Here is a 23,211-nt window from a genome sequence, read left to right as displayed (position 1 = left end):
CCCTTTAATAATACCTATGCGTAAGCTTCAGGGGAATATGTACGAATCAAAAAAAAGCAGCGCAAATTCCTCGCCGCCTAGTTTCGCTTTTTGGCCAAATCTTTTCTTTCCCACATCTTCAAGTACGGGTAAGGGTCAAAGCTCCATTCCGTACGGCCGTTGTCTTTGTACATCCCATAATGAAGATGGGGCGGGAATTTACCGGATGTTCCTGGAGGACCATAGCCTGTACTGCCGACTCCTCCGATGACTTGTCCTGGCTCGACAATATGCCCAACCTTCAGTCCATCGGTAAACCCGCTTAAATGGGCAAAATAATGATACGTATTATTCAAATCGCGTATGCCTATCCGCCAACCGCCGTATTTGTTCCAGCCCTTCATTTCAATGATCCCGTAGCTGGTCGATCGAACCGGGAGGCTATAATCAGCAAAGATGTCGGTGCCCTCATGAATTCTCCTGCCGCCCCAGCCGCGAGCGCTACCCCAGGTATTTAGATACGTATAATGGGTCCGAACGGGAACCGGGAAGGCCTTTTCCTGTAAATCGAGGCGGCCATATTTTTTATAAATCTCTGCATTGCCCATGATGATGCTTACGGCTTTGTCACGTTTATAATAATCCCAAAGGCCGATACGGATATTGTCTTCATCCGTGCCATAATTACGGAGATGTCTTGAAAACGCATATAAACGGTCCGTATCATTCGTGATATCCGCCTTGCCATCTCCATTTCCATCCACGCCCAAGCCATCAAAAAAGGTGATCGTGAGCGGATTCACATCGTTTACATCGGGGTTAAGGGCACCTATCCATTTTGAAGGGTCGATATTGATGCCAATCAATCCCTTTACCGGTTCCAGATCTGGCCGTGCACGCCTGATGCTATGTTCATATTGATCGGCTCCAGCAAGATAATACCAGGGGATCTGGAGGGTCGCCTCCATATTTTTATACAGCGCCATCCTCCCGGCATATGCTTCAGGGTTATCGACAGCAGCACGAGCCGCATTGCTTGGGCCAATCAGTGTGAACAAACAAGCCATGGTAAGAAAGAATAATTTTTTCAACGGGGCAGCTCCTTTCATGATACGATCCGTATTTATAAAAACATCAGTCCATCCATCTTTTATAGTCTTGCTGATTTGGCTTCAAACATGAAAAATAAATAATGGGAATCCAACTATAACTTGTATAAATGCTTTATTATTGTTAAAGTAGGGTGTGTTAATTTCTATAGAATGGAGTGACATTTCCGTGTCTTCTACAAATAAAGAAATTCTTCGAAAACCAGATTGGTTAAAAATAAAGCTTAATACTAATGAAAATTACCTTGGTTTAAAAAATATGATGCGAGAGAAAAATCTCCATACGGTCTGTGAGGAAGCGAAATGCCCGAATATCCATGAATGCTGGGCAGTGAGAAGAACGGCGACCTTCATGATCCTGGGGGAAATATGTACGAGGGCTTGCCGGTTTTGTGCGGTTACAACTGGGCGTCCCAATGAACTGGACTGGGCTGAACCTGAGCGGGTCGCTGATTCCGTTGTGTTGATGAATTTGAAACACGTGGTCATTACGGCCGTTGCCCGTGATGATTTAAACGATGGAGGCGCAGAGGTTTTTGCTGAAACGGTACGTGCCATCCGCCGCAAGAATCCATTCACTACCATTGAAGTGTTGCCTTCCGATATGGGCGGCCTGCATGAAAACATCAAGACCTTGATGGATGCGAAGCCGGACATTCTCAATCATAATATAGAGACGGTCAGAAGGTTATCGGACCGCGTACGGGCCCAGGCAAAATATGAGCGTTCATTGGAGCTATTGAGAAGGGCCAAGGAATTGTATCCGGAAATCCCGACAAAATCAAGCTTGATGGTCGGTCTTGGCGAAACACGGGAGGAAATCCTTGAAACGATGGATGACCTTAGGGCGAATAACGTCGATATCATGACGATCGGCCAGTATTTACAGCCGACCAAAAAGCATTTAAAAGTTCTTAAATACTACACGCCCGAAGAGTTTTCTGAATTGAAAGACCGCGCTTTGGAAAAAGGCTTCAGCCACTGTGAATCCGGTCCGCTTGTCCGTTCTTCCTATCATGCGGATGAACAGGTCAATGCAGCGGCGAAGAATAGGCAAAGCAAAGGTGAAGAACTACTGAAATAGAACGAACGGAAAGGACCGAAAAGTTTTCGGTCCTTTCTTTATTATTATCCATTAAAGATTGCTCATCTTTTGCTTGATGTTATCGTGATGATCTCTTTTATCGTTAATCATTTCCCCGTTTTCATTTTCGACATCACTCATTTTGTATCCTTGGGGTGACTTGAGCATGCTTTTGATGGTCTGCTCGATTGTATAGTCAATCCCTTTGCTGCCTGATTTCAATGTTGCGAAATTCTCGACATTCTGGGCAAGCGTGGGATCATCACTAACATATACATGATAGTAACGAGGGACGACGGACATGGCAGTGCGCTTCACTTGGTCGGCGGTATCCGTTCTATCCTTGGTGTCTGTATCATATACGATGAGAACTTCCTCGTCGGTCACAAGGGTGGATACATCATTGACATTCGGGATCTGTACACTGAGCTTGGAAATGACATCCGATAATTGTTCACGATCGATGGAAGCGGTCTTGTTGGAAACATTTCGTCCGTCAATGGTCGTCTTATTCGTCCGGGTAAAGCCGAAATCGTCGCTTTTGTTATCATGATTTCGATAATCCTCGTCATAGTACTGAGTGGGATTATTAACGTTTGTTGGGTTGCCTGCATGGTTCTTTGCACCGAGCCCCTGCTCTTGTTTATCGGAGCATCCGGCCAGCGCAATGATCGAGCTTAAGCTTATCGTCAAGATTGTCTTTTTCATCAATAACACCCCCGTAATGTTAGGATGAACATATTTCTCTATTTTTCGCTTAGTAATTGATGGGGAATCAGTTATAATTTAAAGAAGGAACGTATTTAGGTGAGGTGAAAAGCAATGATTACGATCAATAACATGTCCTATGAAATAATCGAGGATGAAAGGGAAGGCTATAACGAAGAAGCCTTTAAAGCCAGGTACAGCGAGATTTTAACGAAGTATGATTATATTGTGGGGGATTGGGGCTACGGCCAATTAAGGCTGCGGGGATTTTTTGATGATAAGAATCAGAAGGCGACCTTTGACACGAAAATCAGCACACTAAGTGAATACTTATATGAATATTGCAATTTTGGCTGCCCATATTTCGTCGCGAAGAAGATCAGGAAATGAAAAAGGCCAGAAATGCTCTGGCCTTGCGAATCAAGAGCTTCCGTAGCCTTTGTATGGCGGCTGTTCATCTTTGTTTGGATCATCATGTGTCGGATGAGCACCGGGGTATTTTCGGGGCAAGTCTTCGTGCAGCGATTTGTTTTCATAATTGAAAGCACTCTGGTACCGTTGCCCTTCCTGCCATGGTGTGCTTTTATTCTCGACCGGTTCATCTTTTGCTATGGGTGATCCAAAGGGCCCTTCGGGAAATTCTTCAGGGATTAAATAATCCCGCTGCTTTTCGACATTGGAAAAGTCATGGTACTCTTCTTTGTCCAAGGTAATCCCCCCTCATGTATTCGTACATTCAGTAGGTTTCCCATTAAGGAAGAAAACTTCAGCCTTTTAGACAATTTCCATCAAAAAGTGACCGAGTTCTTCCGCCTCCGCTTCTGACAGCTGAAAGGCATGCTCTAGGTAGCCTTCCTCTTCCAAATCATCCTGACCGATTATGGCGAAACGATTGCTCTGCATATTCAGCACAAGTTTTTTTCCATAGAAACGATCGGTTGTCGTGATTGCCAAATCGTATCTTGACTCTTCCCCCATGAAACTGACGAAACGGGTTTTCGTATCCACGACATCGTTGTATAAATAAAAACGATCCTTCATCGTACCACTCCCTTGTTATTTATTTGTAGTTACATCATAACAAAGCGACTTTAATAGGGGAACAGTCATTTTGAGATTATGCTTGATGCTACCTTGCGTGACACAGGGAGGATAGTCAGCATCGATCAAGGGATATTCGTTAAGAATAAAAAAAGTCACGATCATGGCCGGTATTCGGTGGTCATCCGCCATTTAAAGGGAATGGGGCGGAAGGAATTGAGAGTGTGGGAGAAGCTATGGTATCATCAAGTAATGAGGCGGGTTTGGCATAGGGATATGACCATGCTTGCCAGTCAATTTTAGCAATGATCCCCATATCACCTTAGATCAGAAAGGATCTGGAAAAAATGTACTTTGTAGACCGTCAAAAGATTGAACAACTATTGGTTTTTCTTGAAAAGCAGCTTGGACTTTTTGAAGCGCTGGATAATTGGGAGGGAGACCATTCGGAGCTTATCGCAGAAAGGCTCGTACATACTTCGATTGATTCGGTGCTTGATGCAGGGAATGCGATCATTGATGGGTTCATCATGCGGGATCCAGGCAGCTATGATGATATTATCGATATCCTCCATGATGAAAAAGTCATTTCCGAGGATAAAGCGATGCAATTTAAAAAAGCGCTGCCATTAAGGAAAATGGTGGTTCAGGATTTCATCGAGGTCGATCATCGGGAGCTTCTTTCCGTATTCAAGGAAAATATCGAGGCATTCAAATCATTCCCTGATTCGGTCAGGGACTACTTAAAGAACCAATTGGGCCCTGTATCAGCTTTTAAAAACTAGCAGCGTTAGGAAGGCGAACTAAATGAAGTCGTACAAAGGATATTTAATTGATTTAGATGGCACCATGTATCGCGGGACGGAACAAATTGCCGAAGCGGCCGGGTTCATCAATGACTTAAGGAAAAGGGACATCCCTTACTTATTCGTGACGAACAACTCGTCCCGGACCCCGGCACAGGTCGCGGATAAATTGAGGAGCATCGGGATTGCCACGGAAGATGATCAAGTTTTCACGACAAGCATGGCGACGGCGAATTACATAGCCCAACAAAAAAAAGATGCGTCCGTCTATGTCGTGGGTGAAGAAGGGATCATCGAGGCGATCAAGGAAAAAGGAATGAAGCTGGTGGATGACAATCCAGACTTCCTGGTGATGGGCATCGATCGCGGCGTCAACTATGAAAAGCTCTCGAAGGCCTGCCTGGCGGTCCGGAATGGCGCTGTCTTCATCTCGACCAACGGCGACATCGCCATCCCTACTGAACAAGGTCTGATGCCAGGAAACGGCGCTTTGACATCCGTCGTTTCCGTTTCGACCCAGGTGCAGCCGATTTTCATCGGGAAGCCTGAATCGGTCATCGTCGAGCAGGCGCTGCAAGTTTTAGGGGTTCCTAAAGAAGATACGATCATGGTCGGCGATAACTATGATACGGATATCATGGCAGGAATCAATGCTGGCATCGATACCTTGCTAGTCCATACGGGCGTGACGAATGCAGAACGCCTGAAGCAATATGAGCAGCAGCCAACCTATGTGGTCAACACGCTTGATCTCTGGCGCTTCGAATGAAAAAAAACCAGGTCTGCCCTTGGCGGCCCTGGTTTTTTTTTGTGCCCTTTTCTTGTTAGGAGGTCAAGTGCATTCATTCGGCATTTTCGGTTCGATGGGCAAGCCGGCTTGAAGCGGCAGCGGCGATGGCCCCGACAATATCATCCAAAAAGGTGTTGACCTTGCCTGTGCTTTTATCATTCAAATATTTTAAGATGCCCGGTTTTTGTTTATCGATGAAGCCATAATTGGTAAAACCGATCGATCCATACACATTGACGATTGAAAAAGCCAATATTTCATCGACTCCATATAGTCCTTCATCTATTTCAATGATGCTTTGCAGGGGCTCCTCAAGTAATTTTTTCTCAGCCAGCATATCGAGCTGGATGCCGGTCAGGATGGCATTTTGCACCTCGCGTTTTGAAAGGACCCGTTCGACGTTGTGGAGGCAATCGGACATTTGGAGATTTTCATGATAGCTGGATTGTAAATACATGACAAGCTCAGCGATATCCTCCAATTTAACTCCTCGTTCACTTAGCCATCGACGAGCAGTCTTTTCGGACATTGATTGTTCGATATTGACCATGTCATCACCCATTTCTCTATATTATTAGGGATAAGTTCTAGTGCAGATCGTTTGATTGTTCGTTTTTCCAAAAGGTTTCGATAATCATTCAGAAAACGGGTTATTCCACATATATATAAGTATATGATGTCCACTATTTCTATTATATCCATTTAATGAAGGGGGCCATTCCATGATAGAAGAAATCATTTTTCATAATTACGGTATCCAAGTGGAGCGCGAAGAGGCCAATAGCCGTTTTCCTAGCTTTCATTCAGGAAATATGGTTTACAGCATCGTTCCGATAGAGAATATGGAACAGGAGGAGCTGATCGAACGCCATAAAATGTCACAGCATATGATTTCGCAAGGTGATCGCCATGTTTCGGTGTTCATCTTGGCCAATCATGGCAGTTATGTTTCGGAAGCAGATGAACAATTATTCATCCTACTGGGCAATCAGGCCTTGGATGGCCCGAAGAATTTCAATCCAGGAAGACGATTGGCAAGATTCCATCAGCGTGGGAGAGGGATTAATGAGACGATTTCCGCCTGCTCGAGAATTGGTAAATGGAAAGAGCTCTGGGAACAAAGGATCGATCAACTGGAAAGGATATGGAGGGATAAGCTGACCGCCCATCCTGATAACCAATTCGAAAAATTGTTTATAGAAACCTTTCCCTATTATATGGTGCTAGGTGAAAATGCGATTCAATATTTAGTCGACACGGAAATTGATGATACGCCGCAAATTGTCGATAGCGGAACGGTTTGCTACGAACGTTTTTTACACGATACCTGGAAAAGCAATAATTGGATGAAAAATCCGTTCGATTGGGTATTCGACCACGGGACGAGGGATGTCGCAGAATGGGTGAGGGAACACTATTTTCAGAATGTGCACACGCATCAGCGCGGCATCGGCCGCTTTTTTCAAGAATATCAAGCAATCGAACCATTTTCCAGTTTTTCGGCACGGCTGCTATATTCGAGAATGTTATTTCCGATTCATTATTTTGAAACGGTCGAAGAATATTTCTCCAAGACGACGGAAACAAGAGCGAATGAGCTGGAAGATAAAATCGCACAAATTACGAAAGCATCGCAACAATATGAAACGTTCCTCAAGCATTTTTATGATTTGGCGGAGGTTCCGGCCAAACAATACGATTTGCCCAAAATTGATTGGATTTAACTGAAAACTGGAAAGAAATATGATTCATCCAGAGTGACTATGTTATGATGATAACAAGATTTTTTTGAATAGTTTGATTTTATCCAACAATTCATCCAAGATGGGAAAGGAAGAGTCGATGAAAAAGATGATCATGGCAGCCCTTTTACTCCTGTTGGGCTTTCAAGCCGCCTTGCCTGCGGAGGCTGAAACGAAAACAGGCTGTGAAGCGTCAGCATACAAAATCGTCCTCAAGACGACTGCTGATGTGAAGGAAAAGGCTTCTGCTGCAAGCAAAACCTTGAAAACGTATAAGAAGAATGATGAATTATCGGTCAGTGGCAGGACCGGAAGCTGGTACAAAGTATGCCACGCGAAAAAGACCGCTTATATCAGCATGACGAATGCAAGGGAGGTTTTCAGCGCGGAAGAAAAAGCCCTGCTGAAGAAGTTCGATGCAAAAAAAGGCGTCAATCAGGTTGTATCGGTGACAGGGAAATCAATGAGTGATACGAAAGTGACAGTCCAGCCATTTGAAAAGAAATGCGGGGAGTGGCGCCGCGCATTGCAGAAGATGAAGGGCGTCATTGGGAAGAATGGGTTCACGACAAGCAAAAGGGAGGGGGATGGAAAATCCCCTGTAGGAATATACTCATTCGGGACGGCGTTTGGAAGCGAAACGAAGCCGGCCGGCGTAAAGATGGGCTATAAGAAAACGAACAAATATGATTATTGGGTGGACGATCAAGCATCGCAGGATTATAACAAGTGGAAAACCTATAAGGGCAACCCTGCCGATAAATGGAAGTCCTTTGAAAGGATGAATCATGAACTCTATAAATACGGTGCGGTCATCAATTATAATACGAATCCAATCATAAAAGGAAAAGGCAGTGCAATCTTCCTTCATGTATGGAGAGGGGAAACGAAGCCGACTGCGGGCTGCGTGGCAACTGCGGAAAGTAATGTCCTCGGTTTGCTTAAATGGCTCGACCCCGAGCAAAAACCGCAAATCATTATGGGAACGGGAGAGTCACTGAAATCCGTTAAGTAAGAATGGGGAAAGGGTTTTCCCTTAAAAATGTTCACGGCATCCATGCCTGCTCCATCAAGGGTTGAACATAAAAAGCGCGTGTATCCTTTTTTTCTAACTATTGATAATTATATGAATTGAACTTATAATGTCTACTATACAAATACAAATGTTTTCTGTAGATAAACAGTTTTTAAGGGGGAGCCAAATATGAAAGTCATCTCGATCGGTTTATTGGGGTTAGGTACAGTCGGATCAGGAGTCGTCCAAATCATTGAAAGTCATCAGGACAAGCTGATGCATCAGGTGGGCTGTTCCATATCCATCAAGAAGGTTCTAGTCAAGGACACGACCAAGGAGCGGCTTGTCGAGATCGATAAAGGCATGCTGACGGACAATCCCGAGGATATCCTTTCGAATCCCGAAATTGATGTCGTGATCGAGGTCATGGGCGGAATTGAGGAAACACGCGATTATTTGACAAAAGCAATAAAAAATAAAAAGCATATCGTTACCGCCAATAAGGACTTAATGGCCTTATACGGGCCGGAGCTGCTCGAACTGGCTACCGAAAATCAATGCGATTTATTCTATGAAGCGAGTGTTGCCGGGGGGATTCCGATATTACGAGGACTTGTCGATGGACTATCTTCGGATCGGATCACGAAAATGATGGGGATCGTCAATGGGACGACGAACTTCATCTTAACGAAAATGAGCAAGGAAGGCAGAGCTTATGATGACGTCCTGAAGGAAGCCCAGGAGCTAGGCTTTGCCGAAGCCGATCCGACAGCAGATGTAGGGGGATTGGATGCAGCCCGTAAAATGGCGATACTGTCCACGCTCGGCTTCTCGATGAACATCGGTTTGAATGATGTCGAGGTACAGGGAATCACCGAGATTTCCGAAGAGGATTTGAGATATAGTAAAAAGCTTGGATATACAATGAAATTGATCGGCGTAGCCTCAAGGGCAGGTGAAAGAGTGGAAGTGAGCGTCCAGCCCGCGCTGCTTCCGGAAGCGCACCCATTGGCATCGGTCAACAATGAATATAATGCCGTCTACGTGTATGGGGAGGCAGTAGGAGAAACGATGTTCTACGGACCAGGAGCGGGCAGTCTGCCGACAGCCACTGCCGTCGTCTCCGACATGGTCACGGTCATCAAGAATATGAGGCTTGGCGTAAACGGACGCAGTGCCGTTTCACCACAATACCCGAAGCAATTAAAAGATGCTACGGAAATTTATGCGAAGTTCTTCCTGCGATTGCACGTTCAGGACGAAGTGGGCGTGCTGGCAAGGATCACGAATTTGTTTGCAGAGCATGGGGTAGGGTTCGACAAAATCCTGCAATTGCCGCTTGATGAAAAGGAATCCTCCGAAATCGTGTTGGTTACGCATACTGCCACTTTGGCTGCATTTGAGCAAATTAAACAGAAATTACATGATTACAATATGGTACGTGAAGTGAAAAGCACATATAGAGTTGAAGGAGAGGAAAATAAATGAGCTGGCAAGGACTTATAAGCACGTATAAGGATTTTTTACCCGTCAATGAAAACACACCTGCACTTTCCCTTCTGGAGGGAAATACGCCCTTGATAAGATTGGACCGTTTATCCGAAGAATGGGGAATCGACCTGCATGTGAAATATGAAGGAGCAAATCCAACTGGCTCGTTTAAGGACCGCGGAATGGTCATGGCTGTAGCCAAAGCGGTCGAGGCTGGCAGCGATACGATCATCTGCGCCTCGACCGGCAATACGTCAGCCGCTGCAGCGGCTTATGCCGCCCGCGCCAACCTTCGCTGCATCGTGGTCATCCCCGAGGGGAAAATCGCCATGGGCAAGCTTGCGCAAGCCGTTATGTACGGAGCGGAGATCATCTCGATTGAAGGGAACTTCGATCACGCTTTGAAAATCGTCCGTTCGCTTAGCGAGAGCTCGCCGATCACACTAGTGAATTCCGTCAATCCGTACCGGATCGAAGGGCAGAAGACGGCGGCCTTCGAAATTTGTGATGCGCTTGGCTCAGCACCTGACATATTGGCGCTTCCAGTCGGAAATGCAGGGAATATAACAGCGTACTGGAAAGGCTTTAAGGAGTATCATGAAGCGAGACAAACGGGACTTCCTGAAATGAGGGGATTCGAAGCGGAAGGAGCAGCTGCAATTGTCAGGGGTAGCATCATCGAGAATCCCGAAACGATTGCTACGGCAATCAGGATAGGCAATCCTGCCAGCTGGAACTTCGCGGTACAAGCAGCGGATGAATCCAAGGGTAAAATCGATGAGGTGACGGACGAAGAAATTCTCGAAGCCTATCATTTCCTAGCTAAAAAAGAGGGTGTCTTTGCAGAGCCGGCTTCGTGCGCTTCCATCGCCGGAATCTATAAACAGTTAAAAAGCGGAGAAATCAAAAAAGGCAGTAAAATCGTTGCGGTATTGACAGGGAATGGGCTGAAAGATCCGAATGTGGCAGTCGATACAAGTACCATACAGCCGACCTTGCTGCCGATGGATGAAGAAGTCATCTTAGAACATCTGCAAGGTGTGAAGCAGGCATGAGCGCAGAAGCCGAGATGTTCTTGATCCGTGTACCGGCAAGTACGGCCAACCTCGGCCCGGGATTCGATTCCATCGGCTTGGCGCTTGGTCTTTACTTGGAAATACACGGATCTTTATCAGATCATTGGGAAGTCATCCCTCTTTCGGAAGAGATGTCTGTTTTTCCGAGGGATGACCGAAATTATATCGTTCAAGTCGCCAAGAAAACGGCGGCCGCATACGGGAAGGAGCTATCTCCATGCCGGCTTTTCGTCTCAAGCGAAATTCCCTTGGCAAGAGGTCTGGGGAGCAGTGCCTCTGCCATCGTCGCCGGCATCGAATTGGCGAACATCGTAGGTGACCTCCAATTAAGCGATGATGAAAAGAATAGGCAGGCATCCCTTTTTGAAGGCCATCCGGATAATGCAGGGGCTTCAGTATATGGCGGCTTGGTCGTGGGCCTGCATACCGAGCAAAAGACGGATGTCGTATCGTTTCCAATCGAGGGAGTCAAGGTGATAGCGGTCATTCCCGATTTTGAGTTGCTGACTGAGGATTCTAGGAATGTCCTTCCCGCATCTCTGCCTTTTAAAGATGCGATAGCCGGAAGTGCAGCCGCCAATGTTTTGCTTGCCGGCGTCCTCACGAAGGATTGGAGGCTGGTTGGCGAAATGATGCATAGCGACCGTTTCCATCAGCCCCATCGAGCGGAATTGGTTCCACATTTAGCCCGTATAGAAGAAATCGTCCTGCAGGAAGGCGGGTTTGGGACAGCGCTAAGCGGTGCAGGACCGACCGTTTTAAGCTTAACATCCGCAGAACGTTCACCGGCAGTGCTCACGGCATTGAAGGTGGAATTTCCGGATTATATGGTAAAAGAGCTGGAAATCGATAATGATGGCAGTCATGCGGCCATTCTCTCGAAGCAGGAAAAAGAAGGATTGGAATTTTTATAAAAAAAAGCTGACCCGTGTCGAGCCGCATCAATCCATTTGATAAGGCGAAAGCCGAGTCAGCTTTATTTCTATAACAGCCCAGGCAAGAGTCCTGTCTGCATGAAAATGATTGAACGTATATCCATACGTCGCATGTTATTTAAAGGGATATTAGAATACTTGTTCAACTTCCACTACACCAGGTACTTCTTCAAGAAGGGCGCGTTCAATCCCCGCTTTTAGCGTAATGGTCGAACTTGGACAGCTTCCGCAAGCTCCCAGTAATCGTAATTTAACGATTCCATCTTCTACGTCAACTAGTTCACAGTCACCGCCATCACGAAGAAGAAACGGACGAAGCTTATCTAGAACATCTTGAACTTGGACTTCCATTGTTTGGTTAGACATTGCAATCGACTCCTTTCCTAATCATATTATAATGCGAAGGTAGTAAAAAATCCAACTGTAACTTTGCGGAAATATAATCTATATTATATATGTAAGATGGAAACAGGTGAATGTTCTTATCATGTAATCAAGGTGCTGTAAATATACCGCTAAGAAGGAGGAAGAGTATGGTAAAGAAAAACATAGAAATAGAGGTTTATGGGGCGGAGCAAATTTGTGCGAGCTGTGTCAATCTGCCCTCTTCAAAAGATACATGTGAATGGCTTGAAGCCGCTTTATCAAGAAAGTTTCCTGACCAGGAATTCAAGATCTCCTATATCGATATGTATAATCCACCTGAAAAGCAGAAGCAAAAGAGCTTTGCGGCAAAGATGATCGAGGAAGACTTATTTTACCCGCTTGTCCTCATTGAAGATGAAATCATCGCGGAAGGAAATGTACGGCTAAAAAAAGTGGTGGAAGCCATGGAGAAATATGGATACGGATTGTAATTGTGATATAATGGAAGAAATGAAAAAACTGACCCATGAAGCGAGCTGCACGCAGCTCTGGGGCCAGTTTATGATGAACATGGAAGATCAACCGTTATGGTATTTATACATCCAAAGGATGCCTGATTTCATGAGACGTGCCACTCTTCCGGTGATCGGGCGATTCGCTACAAGGCCAAAACCTTGTTTTTTCCCTAGAGAACCTAATGTCCCTTTTAGCTTCATGGCAGGGAAGCTTTCAGGAAGCGGCTCATTTGCCCATTTCTTCACAAGGACTTGGACGATTTGCTCAGCTTGAGATTCCGCTAATTGAGCACTTGGTGCATGCGGCAGGCTTGCACAGTCGCCGACGACAAAGATGCTATCATTGGATGGAAGGAAATGCTGAGGAGTAAGGACGGCTCTTCCTTGACGATCTTTTTCAATATCCATCTCACGAATGATTTTACTCGGCTGAATACCGGCAGTCCAGACGATGACGTCACTTTGGACAGCTTCGTCGCCATTATAAAGCAGGTTTGGTTCGACTTTGGTGATATTTGAATGATGAACGATTTCAATTGTATGTTTATCGAACCAAGATTCGACAAACGTGCTTAATCTTTCCGGGAAAGCAGATAGAATATGCGGGCCGCGATCGAATAGTTTAACGTTCAAATCCGAACGGCTCTCGATCAATTCACTGGCCAGCTCGACACCGCTCAGTCCGCCGCCCACGATGGACACGGTTGCACCAGCACCTAAATTATTCAAAGCTGAATAGGTGCGGCGTGATTTATCGATCGTTTGGATACTATACGTATGGGTGTCTGCACCAGGAATATTGTGGTATTTATCTTCACAGCCAAGGCCGATGACTAAATCATCATAAACGACAGGTTCTTGATTTTCGATAATGACTTGTTTATTTTCCATATCGATGGAAAGTACTTCTCCGTATACGTTCTTCAAGCGAGGATGTTCAGGAAATGCAACACGGATGTGCTGATCAGGAATGGTACCTGCTGCTAGAGCATAATATTCCGTTTTTAAGCAGTGGTAAGGATTGCGGTCGATTAGCGTGATGCTTACATTTTCAGGAAGCTGATTAGGCAGCAATCTTTGCAGCATGCGCATACCACCATACCCACCACCAAGTATGACTAAATTCTTCATATGATTTTCCCCTTTATTAGATCTCTTTGAAAAATTTGATAAGCGTTTCACTTGTAAAAAAAACAAGTATTCCCTCAAGGATTCTCCCAAATGAACCTTAAGCATTTTTATTGAATATATATACCCCATTAGTAGTAAGAATAAAAATTTTTTAATAATTTTCTTTTTACATACCCCGACAAAAGTATAACGAATATATAAGGAAACTACAACCGATATCTTGAAATCGGCCTCTTTTTTATGCGTAAATATTGACTGTAAATGGGAAAAGTAATAAGATGAATTGTTAGTAACGGTGAGGTGAGGCAATGTATCCGATCATTGAATTTTGTGTAAGCAATCTAGCCAGCGGCGCGCAAGAGGCTCTGGAAAGATTGGAACGGGATCCGAATTTGGACATCATCGAGTACGGATGCCTGGGTTATTGCGGCAAATGCTCCAGTAACTTATATGCGCTTGTGAATGGCGAAGTGGTTTCTGGCGACACAACCGATGAATTAGTTGAAAACATATATAAGTTCATTGATGAATTTGAAATGTGAAAGCGGGATTCATCGATGGCTCGGCAGGACAGGCTGCAGACAGACTCTTGATGGATGAAGAGTCTGTCTGCAGTTTTTTTGCGTTTCATTCCAATCCATTGGCACCAAAATCTCCTGTAAATACAGTTTAGCGAATGAATGATGCGGTGCTTGTCCGGCTGCGCTGCTCGTGCTTGATTTCCTGAAAACGGTCTCTGGCCATCTGGATGAGGGAGGTTTCCCGGGCATTTTTTTGCCTTTCGAATACTAATGAAAAATACTTTATCGCTGCTTTGTCATTTCCCATTCTCCTTGAAATGTCGCCCGCGAGATATAAGATCTTGGCCTCGGTAGCCCGGGTACCGATGAAGTCGCCTGTCGAATAGGATGCTTCATATTCCATAAGCGCGAATCTCAAAAACCTTTCTTCCTGCTTCGCGTTTTGGGTAATCCGGTATAGCCAGGCAATCCGTAAATGGATGCCTGCCAGGATAATATGTTTTTCCTTTTTTAACGCACCGCAATAACTCGCCAGCTTGTATGTATTGATGGCATCATGAATCGACCGCTCGTTGCTGAAATGCTGGGGAAACCACCGTGAACTGACTTTTTCCTCAATCGCTTCCTTGGTTGCGGGAGGGAAGTAGCGGGAGAAATCCTCGGTATAGGAAAATCCGCAGTGAGGGCAAACAAAAATGGTATAATAAAGTGCATTAATGGATGAATCCGTATAAATGGGACAAAAGTCTGTTTCGTATTTGGCTACTTTTACAAAACGTGACCGAACCTTTTTTGTGGTCGATGTCTGTTTGCACAGCAGGCATTCCATGCTTTTGTCGTAAAGAGGATGTAGAGTATGGATGGGAAATCCCTCCTTGCATCAAGGTTTATGTGAGTCTAAGTGCATGATTCCTTATGCCTATTATAAACTATATTGTTGCTAATGTTGGTAAAATCGACGGGGGAATTCCGAATTTTTTAAGCTGGAAGATTGAGCGCAGGAAATTCTTTGGTATATACTATAAGAAGAAATGGTCTATCTCACATAACATAAGAAGGAGGGATTTATTGTGAGTGATGTTGTTAATATAACGGAAGCTGCCGCTTTTCAGATAAAAGAAATGATGAAACACAATGGGGAAGAGGGATCCTTTTTAAGGGTGGCCGTTAAAGGCGGAGGCTGCAGTGGATTATCCTACGGGATGGGTTTTGAAGAAGAGGCAGGAGAAAAAGATGCCCAGCTGGAACAGTTTGAAATTAAAATCCTTGTGAACAACGAGGATGCTGATATATTGAATGGCACAGTCATTGATTATAAACAAACGATGATGGGCGGAGGCTTCACGATCGAAAACCCGAATGCCATCGCGTCATGCGGATGCGGATCATCCTTCAAAACGGCCAAGAACGCAGGGACGCCGGAGAATTGCTAAGAAACCTTAATAGTTCAGAACAGGAGGGCACTTTAACAAGTGCCCTCCTTAGTTTTGAGTGAAAGGAGTTTCGGAACCTGCTCATCCCGATCGGCCGAAAAAACAACGCAACGGCCGGAAAAAGTGATCGAAAGGCCGGAAAAACAACGCAACGGCCGGAAAAAGTGATCGAAAGGCCGGAAAACTGCGCAAATGGCCGGAAAAAGCGATCGAAAGGTCGGAAAAACTGCGCAAACGGCCGGAAAAAGCGATAGGAAGGCGGAAAAACTGGGCAAACGGCCGGAAAAAGCGATTGAACGGCCGGAATAACAACACAAACGGCCGAAAAAAGTGATCGAAAGGCGGAAAAACTGCACAAACGGCCGGAAAAAGTGATCGAAAGGTCGGAAAACTGCGCAAATGGTCGGAAAAAGTGATCGAAAGGCCGGAAAAACTGCGCAAACGGCCGGAAAAAGTGATCGAAAGGTCGGAAAAACTGCGCAAACGGCCGGAAAAAGTGATCGAAAGGTCGGAAAAACTGCGCAAATGGCCGGAAAAAGCGATCGAACGGCCGGAAAAAGTGATCGAAAGGTCGGAAAAACTGCGCAAACGGCCGAAAAAAGTGATCGAAAGGCTGAAAAACTCCGCGAAAGCCCGAAAAATACTCGGGCTGAAAACGATTGGAGATTTTTTAATGAAATCAACAGGGGACAAATTCAATTTGTCCCCTGTTGATCACTATACCCTGCTTAATTTTGACCTTAACTATCTTTCAATGCTTCCCTGATTGGCAGGTCACCGCTTAAAATCTCGAATGTCTTATTGAACGTACTTTCCTCTGTGACGGATTGGGCCAGAACGGAGGCGACATCGGCTCTTGGAATGGATTTGTCGGTATGGTCCACTTTTCGTGCTGCAAGGATTTTGCCTAAAGCTTGGTCATTGGTCAAAGCAACTGGGCGGACAATGGTGTAAGTCAGTCCGCTTGCTTTTAAATGTTCATCGGCATCGTGCTTTGCTTCAAGATAGTGACGCATGCTGCCTTGAGCTTGTCCTGGATTATCAGAGCCGACTGAGCTCAGCATCACAAAGCGATCGATTCCGTTCTTCTTGGCGGCATCAACGAGTTTAATCGCTCCGAGCTTATCCACAGCCGTCGTCTTATCCGGTCCCGTTTTTGGTCCCGAGCCTGCCGCGAAGATGATCGCTTCCATGTTATCCACTGCTTTGTCCACATTTCCCTCTAAATCGGCAAGGATGGGATGTCCGCCGAGTTCTTTTATCGTTTGAGCTTGATCTTCATTCCTGATCATTCCGTAAACATTCATTTCCGGATTTGTTGATAATTCTTTAATGATCATCCTTCCGGTCGCCCCATTAGCTCCTGCAATTAAAATATTCATAGTGTATTCGATCTCCTTTCTGAATCTTCTCCTCTTCTTTACCCTTTGAATTTAGAGGTTAAGCACATGTGGACAACTAACGGCAAGAATGGAAAATGTTATCCACATGGCTGTAATTGGGGATAACATGCCGGATATAGGGGGGAGAGGTGCTGAACGAACAGGGAGTTTGGAAGCCGTTTCACTCTGAATGGATCATTCCCAAAACATTCTCTGAATCCCAGAAAAAAGGTTCCGGAAGGGAGATCATTCCGGAACCTTTTTGCCGTGATAGGTTTATTAGAACATCGAGGAGCTATGCATAGGCTGGACCTTTGCTTTTGGATCGATATATTGCTTGGCGTGATTGACCGCAGTGGGGGCTTCGCCGAAGCCGCTCGCAATCAATTTAACTTTGCCGTCATAGGTTGCGATGTCGCCAGCAGCATATATGCCGGGGATATTCGTTTCCATTTTGGAGTTGACCAAGATGCTGTTCCGCTGGATATCCAGTCCCCAATTTTTGATCGGACCGAGGGAGGATACGAAGCCGTAATTGACGATGACTGCATCCACATCAAGGGTTTCTGTATCTTCGCCCTTGGGATCCTTGATGGCAACTGTGTGGATCCGTCCTTCAGTGCCGATCAGATCTGCCGGTATGTATGGAGTCAGGATGTCTACCTTTGAATTTTTAAGGTTTTCCACGCTATGCTCGTGGGCACGGAATTTATCCCTTCTATGGATGATGCTCACCTTTTCGGCGATTGGCTCCAGCATGAGCGCCCAATCCACAGCGGAATCACCGCCTCCGAAAACGGCAACCTTCTTGCCTGTGAAATGGTTGAGATCGTCGATGAAATAGTGAAGGTTGCTGCTTTCATATGCTCTTGCCTCATCTATTTCAATGCGGCGTGGTTGGAATGCACCATTGCCAGCTGTGATGATGATGGTCTTGGAATAATGGATTTCTTTATCAGTCGTTAACTTGAAGACCCCGTCTGCTTGTTTTTCCACTTCTTGCACGGCTTGCTCGAGGACAATGGTCTGTTCGAACTTTGCCATTTGTTCTTTCAGGTTATTCACTAGCTCCTGTGCGCGCACTTTAGGGAAACCAGCGATATCATAAATGTATTTCTCAGGATAAAGGGCAGATAATTGCCCGCCTAATTGTGGGAGGCTTTCGATGATTTTTACCGATGCCTGCCTCATGCCGCCGTAAAATGCGGTGAATAATCCAACCGGACCTCCGCCAATGATGGTGATATCATAAACCTTTTCGTTAACTTCCAACTTTATCCCTCCGATATACTAGGTTTGCTGAAATATATTCTCTTATTTTACCATAGATGAACTTTGAAAAAACGAGAAAAAAGTTAGAAAGTTTCGACTATTATCCCGCTGCACTTCAACAGCAGTCTTGGCACTCGTTTTAAGTGTATGAAATACCGGTGAAAAATCCCTGTAAATGGGCTTTTAACAGAGAGGAAACGACCAGGTTCTTACTTGAAAAAATTATCGAAAAAGACTAATATTTACTTATAGTTCATTTATTACAAATATGAAGTGTTACGTGAAATGGGTCACATATGCATAAGGGTGCTTTTTATAATGGAGGTTAATAAGATAGAAAATAGATTGCAGGTATGGGAAGCAGCACAAGAAAAAATCGTAAAGGTGGACGGATTCCTTTGAAAAAGCCAACTATCGTTGTGTTAGGTGCGGGTTATGGCGGGTTGATGACCGTTACTCGTTTGCAAAAGGCACTGGGACAGAATGAAGCAGAAATCGTATTGGTCAACAAAAATGATTATCACTATGAGACTACATGGCTGCATGAAGCATCTGCCGGGACGCTTCATCATGATCGTGTCCGCTATCCGATTAAAAGTGTCATTAACGGCAGCAAAGTGAAATTCATCCAGGCTTCCGTTTTGGAAGTGAAGACGGATCGCAAAAAGGTCATTCTTGAAAACGGTGAAGTATCTTATGATTATCTTGTGATCGGGCTTGGTCCAGAATCGGAAACATTCGGAATCAAAGGGCTGAAGGAGTATGCCTTCTCCATCTCCAACGTGAATACTGCACGTGAAATCCGTGATCATATCCAATTGCAATTCGCTACTTACAGTTCCGAGGCAGAAAAGAATGAGGACCGCTTGACCATCGTTGTCGGGGGAGCCGGATTTACCGGAATCGAGTTTCTTGGCGAATTGGCAAACCGTGTCCCCGATCTATGCAAAGAATACGATATTGATTTCCAAAAGGTCCGCATGTACTGTGTGGAGGCCGCCCCGGCCGTCCTTCCCGGCTTCGATCCGGAGCTGGTGGACTATGCCGTTTCATATCTTGAAAAAAAGGGCGTGGAATTCAAAATCGGCACTCCCATCAAGGGGGCGACGCCTGAAGGCATCATCGTATCAAAAGGGGGAGAAGAAGTGGAGGAGATCAAGGCGGGTACCGTGGTTTGGGCAGCTGGCGTCCGCGGTAACTCCGTGATCGAGGCTTCCGGATTCGAAGCCATGCGCGGGCGAATTAAAGTGAATCTAGATATGCGGGCCCCTGGGCATGACGATATCTTCATCGTTGGTGATTGTGCGCTGATCATCAATGAAGAAATCAACCGTCCCTATCCGCCTACTGCCCAAATCGCCATGCAGCAGGGTGAGGTCATCGCGAAGAACCTGACTAAGCTGGTCCGTAATGAAAATGACCTTGACACGTTCACTTTCGAGAATAAAGGAACGGTCTGTTCACTTGGCGATGACAATGCAATTGGCGTCGTGTTCGGTAAGAAGGTCACTGGAAAGACCGCATCCTTCTTGAAGAAAATGGTCGATAACAGGGCGTTGTTAATGATCGGCGGTCCTTCCCTTGTCGCAAAAAAAGGCAAGTTCAACATTCTTTGATTTTTTGTCTATAAACTAAGGCCATTTGGGGATCGTCTCTGAATGGCTTTTTATCGGCAGCGATGGATGCTGAATAATAGTAGTTTGCTTAAAAAGATGATAGGAGATGTGGAGCTTGGTGGAACGGTGCAAAAACGTTTGGCTGGCAGTGTCTGGCCTGGTAGTATCCGACAAAGGCGAATGGCTTGTCGTGAACAAAAGGTATGGCGGGTTGAAAGGGCAATGGTCGCTCCCTGCAGGGTTTGTCAAAAATGATGAAACCGTTGATGAGGCCGTTGTAAGGGAAGTGTTCGAGGAAACGGGCATTCATGCGGAAATCGAAGGCATGATAGGCGTGAGAAGCGGGGTCATCAAAGGGGAAATCAGTGATAATATGCTGGTATTCTTACTTAAACCGCTCAGCTTCGAGGTCACCGCTCAATTGGATGAATTGTTTGAAGCCAGATTTTATGAGCCTGATTTGCTGATGCAGGAGGGCAAGCAGTCGTTGCTATTGGAGCAGCTATTGGCTTTCAAAAAGGAAAGGATGCAAAAGATGCTTGATGGATTGAACCCTGGCGATCATTTTGGTTATACAGCGTATAAATTATTCATGTGAATTGGGTAAATATATTCCACTCGGAATTATTTGGAATCAAGTCGTTGACGGGGCAATTATTTTTTCAGTAAACTAAAGGTGTCGCTTTTAAGGAGGGTCAAGAATCATATGCCATTGCCCGTTTTAATTATCTCAATACTCTTATTTTTCATACTGTTTTTCGGAATTGGCTTTTTGCTCAATATGCTTTTTCGTTCATCATGGATCATGGTCATTTTGTTTCCGATCGTCTTCATCGTCATTGTCAATGAAACGAAGCTGATCGAATATTTCCGAAACCCGGGAATGTCCTTTTCAAGCCTTGGGACGAGCCTTACATCCTTGCACTCGGCAGACATCATCATATTATCAAGCGGGCTGCTTGGCGCCGTTTTGGCTGGTGTGGTCATTAAAACGTTAAGGAAAAAAGGATATCAAATGTTTTGATCGAAGAGGATCGTCTTCATGGACGGTCCTTTTTTGTTTGGAAAAAAGGTTGTTTTGCCGGTTTATGAATACTTTCTCTCTGGAAAGGGAACTAATATCCTTGTGAGAGGAGTGGAAGGAATACATATGAAGATATGTAAGGCATTATTTTTGAGGGTTGCTATTATCATATTATTTATCTTGGCCATCGACTCGACCTTGAATCATGTTTTTGGGGCTGAACTTGAGACTGACCCATACGAAGAGACGATGAAACAGCATCGATTGCTCGGGCTTGAATACAAAACCATCCATACGGGGGAGCATACGGCAACATTAGTGGCATCTGCTTCCAGCAGTGATGGACCGGTGACAATAGAGGAAGGCATCGAGCTTTTGAAGTATCCTAAGCATGAAGTGCTCGCTACAGGGTATACAGCCGGCTATGAATCAACCGGAAAAAACCCGGAAAGCCCTTCCTATGGCATTACCTATTCCGGAGTGAAGGTGAAACGGGATGTGTTCTCCACCATCGCCGCGGACCTGGCCGTCTTCCCGCTCGGAACCATTCTCTGGATTCCTGGCTATGGCTATGGAGTGGTAGCCGACAAGGGGGGAGCGATCAAGGGCAATCACCTTGACCTCTATTATGAAACGGTACAGGATGTGTATGATAACTGGGGCAAGAAAACCCTTGAGGTTTATGTTGTGCAAAAAGGGACCGGCGCATTGTCTGAGGAACAGCTGAGCAAGCTGAATGAAGCGAAGAACAGGCAGGTATTCAAGCATAAAATGGACGAACAGGCGTTGAAAAAGCATGTATCATCCTTTGCGTTTTAATCATGCTTAAATGGTTTCCCCACAGCATTAGGCTGCCCTTAAGAAGGGGCAGCCTTTTCATCATGTCATATCTTTATGTGATTGAAGGCGTTAGGATGCAGGGTCCTGGCCAGCTTGGACAGTCCATCCAATAAACGCGGGGATGGACGGCAGAATAAGGGTTCTTCCATGATGTGGATATTGTTGTTGCTTACTGCCTTCATATCGTTCCACCCCGTCCGTTTCTTGACAAGCCCCGGGTTCACTTTGCGTAAAGGAACCCCGACCCATGCCAAGCAAATGTGGTCGGGGTCCTTTTCGATGACCTCTTCGGAAGTGATTTGGATGCTTGCAAGGTCAACTTCTTCAAAAAGGTTATATCCTCCCGCCAGACGGCTGATTTCGGATAACCAATTGACCCCGCCCGGACTGAATAAGGGGTTGGGCCACCACTCCCAATAAAGGGATGGCTTCGTTTCGATTTTATCGGCGGCGTCTTGATAGCGAAGGATGGTGCTTCTGAATTTGGCAGCCTGTTTTTCCGCTTCATTTCGATGGTCCGTCGCCTCCCCCAAGGTAAGCAAATCCCTGGCGATATCTTCAAGGGATTGCGGATTGAAGATGATATGGGGAAGGTTCCGTTTTTTTAATGCCTCAATATTCTTTTCCATGCCGGGTACACTTAATGAAGCCAATATTAAATCAGGTTTCAATGATTCCACATGGTCGATATCGATCGATAAATCCGGCCCGACTTTTGGAAGGTGCTGGATGGACTCGGGCCAGTCGGAGTAGTCGTCGATGGCAATCAGCTGATCTTCGATTCCTAGATATGTGCAAAGTTCCGTATTGCTGGGGCAAAGCGAGATTATTTTCAACTGTATCACCTACCCTTGAAAAATGAAGAAGTGAAGCACAAGTGCAATGAAGACACCGGTCAAGGCTCCGAAAAATACCTCGATTGGCTTATGGCCCAACAGTTCCTTTAATTGTTGCTGCTTCTGCTTTTCTTCTTTTTTTTGCCAATTTTTTGCTTGCTCGACAAATGTATTGAAATCCGTAACGAGTTGATTCAAGACGGCAGCCTGCTCTCCTGCCTGCCTCCTTACGCCTGTCGCATCGAACATCGTGATGACGGCAAAGATTGCGGCAACCGCGAATATAGGTGAATCCATGCCTGTTTCGATCCCTACTGCAACAGTGAGAGCTGACACGGCTGCGGAGTGGGAGCTGGGCATCCCGCCCGTCGAGTTGATAAGTGCCCAGTTCACTTTGCGAAAAGCGATGTAATGGATGGGCACCTTGATGAATTGAGCAAAGAAAATGGCAATCAATGCTGCAATCAAAGGGAAGTTGAGAAATAATTCCAAAAGTATC

Annotated in this window: 29 protein-coding genes; 17 read left to right on the top strand and 12 right to left on the bottom strand. The window is 45.4% G+C overall.

All coding sequences use genetic code 11. From position 1 onward, the window contains the following. Window positions 1-77: 77 nt before the first annotated feature. Window positions 78-1,046 (bottom strand): M23 family metallopeptidase, encoded by a 969-nt coding sequence (locus QNI08_RS15195; protein WP_483313783.1) that lies wholly within the window; start codon window positions 1,044-1,046, stop codon window positions 78-80. A gap of 211 nt (window positions 1,047-1,257) precedes the next feature. Between QNI08_RS15195 and lipA the strand changes: the two genes are divergently transcribed. Further along, window positions 1,258-2,172 (top strand): lipoyl synthase, encoded by a 915-nt coding sequence (gene lipA, locus QNI08_RS15190; protein ID WP_483313781.1) that lies wholly within the window; start codon window positions 1,258-1,260, stop codon window positions 2,170-2,172. 51 nt (window positions 2,173-2,223) lie between these two features. On the opposite strand, the gene QNI08_RS15185 is transcribed toward lipA, so the two are convergent. Then, window positions 2,224-2,880 (bottom strand): YhcN/YlaJ family sporulation lipoprotein, encoded by a 657-nt coding sequence (locus QNI08_RS15185; protein WP_285768251.1) that lies wholly within the window; start codon window positions 2,878-2,880, stop codon window positions 2,224-2,226. Window positions 2,881-2,994: 114 nt separating this feature from the next. Here QNI08_RS15185 and QNI08_RS15180 point away from each other — a divergent pair, with 114 nt between their 5' ends. Continuing rightward, complete coding sequence (locus QNI08_RS15180; RefSeq protein ID WP_285768250.1) at window positions 2,995-3,270, top strand: YutD family protein; 276 nt, start codon at window positions 2,995-2,997, stop codon at window positions 3,268-3,270. Window positions 3,271-3,300: 30 nt separating this feature from the next. Here QNI08_RS15180 and QNI08_RS15175 read toward each other — a convergent pair whose 3' ends face one another. Beyond that, window positions 3,301-3,588 carry a cytosolic protein gene (locus tag QNI08_RS15175; RefSeq protein WP_285768249.1) on the bottom strand — a complete coding sequence of 96 codons (288 nt, stop codon included), beginning with the start codon at window positions 3,586-3,588 and terminating at the stop codon, window positions 3,301-3,303. Between the two features lie 66 nt (window positions 3,589-3,654). Next, on the bottom strand, window positions 3,655-3,921 hold the full coding sequence (locus tag QNI08_RS15170; RefSeq protein ID WP_285768248.1) for a DUF3055 domain-containing protein: 267 nt from the start codon (window positions 3,919-3,921) through the stop codon (window positions 3,655-3,657). Window positions 3,922-4,268: 347 nt separating this feature from the next. On the opposite strand from QNI08_RS15170, the gene QNI08_RS15165 reads away from it, so the two are divergent. Together QNI08_RS15165 and QNI08_RS15160 are read left to right on the top strand one after the other, a co-directional pair. After that, window positions 4,269-4,706: a DUF86 domain-containing protein gene (locus tag QNI08_RS15165; protein ID WP_285768247.1), complete on the top strand. Its 438-nt coding sequence runs from the start codon at window positions 4,269-4,271 to the stop codon at window positions 4,704-4,706. A gap of 22 nt (window positions 4,707-4,728) precedes the next feature. Next, complete coding sequence (locus QNI08_RS15160) at window positions 4,729-5,496, top strand: TIGR01457 family HAD-type hydrolase (RefSeq protein WP_285768246.1); 768 nt, start codon at window positions 4,729-4,731, stop codon at window positions 5,494-5,496. A gap of 73 nt (window positions 5,497-5,569) precedes the next feature. Here QNI08_RS15160 and QNI08_RS15155 read toward each other — a convergent pair whose 3' ends face one another. Further along, window positions 5,570-6,067 carry a phosphatidylglycerophosphatase A family protein gene (locus QNI08_RS15155; protein WP_285768245.1) on the bottom strand — a complete coding sequence of 166 codons (498 nt, stop codon included), beginning with the start codon at window positions 6,065-6,067 and terminating at the stop codon, window positions 5,570-5,572. A 172-nt stretch (window positions 6,068-6,239) separates the two neighbouring features. Here QNI08_RS15155 and yutH point away from each other — a divergent pair, with 172 nt between their 5' ends. From yutH to thrB, 5 genes are all read left to right on the top strand, one after another. Next, window positions 6,240-7,241: a spore coat putative kinase YutH gene (yutH, locus tag QNI08_RS15150; protein WP_285768244.1), complete on the top strand. Its 1,002-nt coding sequence runs from the start codon at window positions 6,240-6,242 to the stop codon at window positions 7,239-7,241. Window positions 7,242-7,359: 118 nt separating this feature from the next. Further along, on the top strand, window positions 7,360-8,274 hold the full coding sequence (locus QNI08_RS15145; RefSeq protein ID WP_285768243.1) for a L,D-transpeptidase family protein: 915 nt from the start codon (window positions 7,360-7,362) through the stop codon (window positions 8,272-8,274). Window positions 8,275-8,463: 189 nt separating this feature from the next. After that, window positions 8,464-9,762, top strand: coding sequence for a homoserine dehydrogenase (locus QNI08_RS15140; protein ID WP_285768242.1), 1,299 nt, complete (start codon window positions 8,464-8,466; stop codon window positions 9,760-9,762). Continuing rightward, on the top strand, window positions 9,759-10,820 hold the full coding sequence (thrC, locus tag QNI08_RS15135) for a threonine synthase (protein ID WP_285768241.1): 1,062 nt from the start codon (window positions 9,759-9,761) through the stop codon (window positions 10,818-10,820). The genes QNI08_RS15140 and thrC overlap by 4 nt, the downstream gene beginning before the upstream one ends. Continuing rightward, entirely contained in the window at window positions 10,817-11,755 is a 939-nt protein-coding gene (gene thrB / locus QNI08_RS15130) for a homoserine kinase (protein WP_285768240.1), read from the top strand. The genes thrC and thrB overlap by 4 nt, the downstream gene beginning before the upstream one ends. Before the next feature lie 150 nt (window positions 11,756-11,905). On the opposite strand, the gene QNI08_RS15125 is transcribed toward thrB, so the two are convergent. Further along, complete coding sequence (locus tag QNI08_RS15125; RefSeq protein WP_061142432.1) at window positions 11,906-12,142, bottom strand: NifU family protein; 237 nt, start codon at window positions 12,140-12,142, stop codon at window positions 11,906-11,908. A gap of 167 nt (window positions 12,143-12,309) precedes the next feature. Between QNI08_RS15125 and QNI08_RS15120 the strand changes: the two genes are divergently transcribed. Further along, a complete protein-coding gene (locus QNI08_RS15120) occupies window positions 12,310-12,633 on the top strand; it encodes a YuzD family protein (protein WP_285768239.1) in 324 nt (107 codons plus the stop codon). An 87-nt stretch (window positions 12,634-12,720) separates the two neighbouring features. Here the strand turns inward: QNI08_RS15120 and QNI08_RS15115 are convergent, their stop codons facing one another. Further along, window positions 12,721-13,788 carry an NAD(P)/FAD-dependent oxidoreductase gene (locus QNI08_RS15115; RefSeq protein ID WP_285768238.1) on the bottom strand — a complete coding sequence of 356 codons (1,068 nt, stop codon included), beginning with the start codon at window positions 13,786-13,788 and terminating at the stop codon, window positions 12,721-12,723. A 308-nt stretch (window positions 13,789-14,096) separates the two neighbouring features. Here QNI08_RS15115 and QNI08_RS15110 point away from each other — a divergent pair, with 308 nt between their 5' ends. Beyond that, on the top strand, window positions 14,097-14,330 hold the full coding sequence (locus QNI08_RS15110; protein WP_285768237.1) for a YuzB family protein: 234 nt from the start codon (window positions 14,097-14,099) through the stop codon (window positions 14,328-14,330). 127 nt (window positions 14,331-14,457) lie between these two features. On the opposite strand, the gene QNI08_RS15105 is transcribed toward QNI08_RS15110, so the two are convergent. Beyond that, entirely contained in the window at window positions 14,458-15,171 is a 714-nt protein-coding gene (locus tag QNI08_RS15105) for a DUF2225 domain-containing protein (RefSeq protein ID WP_285768365.1), read from the bottom strand. A gap of 208 nt (window positions 15,172-15,379) precedes the next feature. Here QNI08_RS15105 and QNI08_RS15100 point away from each other — a divergent pair, with 208 nt between their 5' ends. Together QNI08_RS15100 and QNI08_RS15095 are read left to right on the top strand one after the other, a co-directional pair. After that, window positions 15,380-15,742 (top strand): HesB/IscA family protein, encoded by a 363-nt coding sequence (locus QNI08_RS15100; RefSeq protein WP_285768236.1) that lies wholly within the window; start codon window positions 15,380-15,382, stop codon window positions 15,740-15,742. A gap of 412 nt (window positions 15,743-16,154) precedes the next feature. Continuing rightward, a complete protein-coding gene (locus tag QNI08_RS15095) occupies window positions 16,155-16,508 on the top strand; it encodes a hypothetical protein (protein WP_285768235.1) in 354 nt (117 codons plus the stop codon). Here the strand turns inward: QNI08_RS15095 and QNI08_RS15090 are convergent. Together QNI08_RS15090 and QNI08_RS15085 are read right to left on the bottom strand one after the other, a co-directional pair. Next, a complete protein-coding gene (locus QNI08_RS15090; RefSeq protein ID WP_285768234.1) occupies window positions 16,483-17,124 on the bottom strand; it encodes an SDR family oxidoreductase in 642 nt (213 codons plus the stop codon). The two genes, QNI08_RS15095 and QNI08_RS15090, sit on opposite strands and share 26 nt — an antisense overlap. A gap of 279 nt (window positions 17,125-17,403) precedes the next feature. Next, window positions 17,404-18,396, bottom strand: coding sequence for an NAD(P)/FAD-dependent oxidoreductase (locus QNI08_RS15085; RefSeq protein WP_285768233.1), 993 nt, complete (start codon window positions 18,394-18,396; stop codon window positions 17,404-17,406). Window positions 18,397-18,794: 398 nt separating this feature from the next. Here QNI08_RS15085 and QNI08_RS15080 point away from each other — a divergent pair, with 398 nt between their 5' ends. The 4 genes from QNI08_RS15080 (at window position 18,795) to QNI08_RS15065 (ending at window position 21,855) form a co-directional block, all read left to right on the top strand. Continuing rightward, entirely contained in the window at window positions 18,795-20,012 is a 1,218-nt protein-coding gene (locus QNI08_RS15080) for an NAD(P)/FAD-dependent oxidoreductase (protein WP_285768232.1), read from the top strand. 118 nt (window positions 20,013-20,130) lie between these two features. Continuing rightward, a complete protein-coding gene (locus tag QNI08_RS15075; protein WP_285768364.1) occupies window positions 20,131-20,610 on the top strand; it encodes an NUDIX domain-containing protein in 480 nt (159 codons plus the stop codon). Between the two features lie 108 nt (window positions 20,611-20,718). After that, window positions 20,719-21,036 (top strand): YuiB family protein, encoded by a 318-nt coding sequence (locus QNI08_RS15070; protein ID WP_285768231.1) that lies wholly within the window; start codon window positions 20,719-20,721, stop codon window positions 21,034-21,036. A gap of 126 nt (window positions 21,037-21,162) precedes the next feature. Further along, window positions 21,163-21,855, top strand: a complete 693-nt coding sequence (locus QNI08_RS15065; RefSeq protein ID WP_285768230.1) for a 3D domain-containing protein — start codon at window positions 21,163-21,165, stop codon at window positions 21,853-21,855. A 65-nt stretch (window positions 21,856-21,920) separates the two neighbouring features. On the opposite strand, the gene QNI08_RS15060 is transcribed toward QNI08_RS15065, so the two are convergent. After that, a complete protein-coding gene (locus tag QNI08_RS15060; RefSeq protein ID WP_285768229.1) occupies window positions 21,921-22,712 on the bottom strand; it encodes a cobalamin-binding protein in 792 nt (263 codons plus the stop codon). A gap of 9 nt (window positions 22,713-22,721) precedes the next feature. Then, window positions 22,722-23,204 (bottom strand): divergent PAP2 family protein, encoded by a 483-nt coding sequence (locus QNI08_RS15055; RefSeq protein ID WP_285768228.1) that lies wholly within the window; start codon window positions 23,202-23,204, stop codon window positions 22,722-22,724. Window positions 23,205-23,211: the final 7 nt, after the last annotated feature.

The sequence above is a fragment of the Peribacillus folii genome (genome assembly GCF_030271255.1).
Taxonomy (GTDB): domain Bacteria; phylum Bacillota; class Bacilli; order Bacillales; family DSM-1321; genus Peribacillus.
Note: the sequence above shows the minus strand (reverse complement) of the source record. Positions and strands in the feature narration are given on the sequence as shown.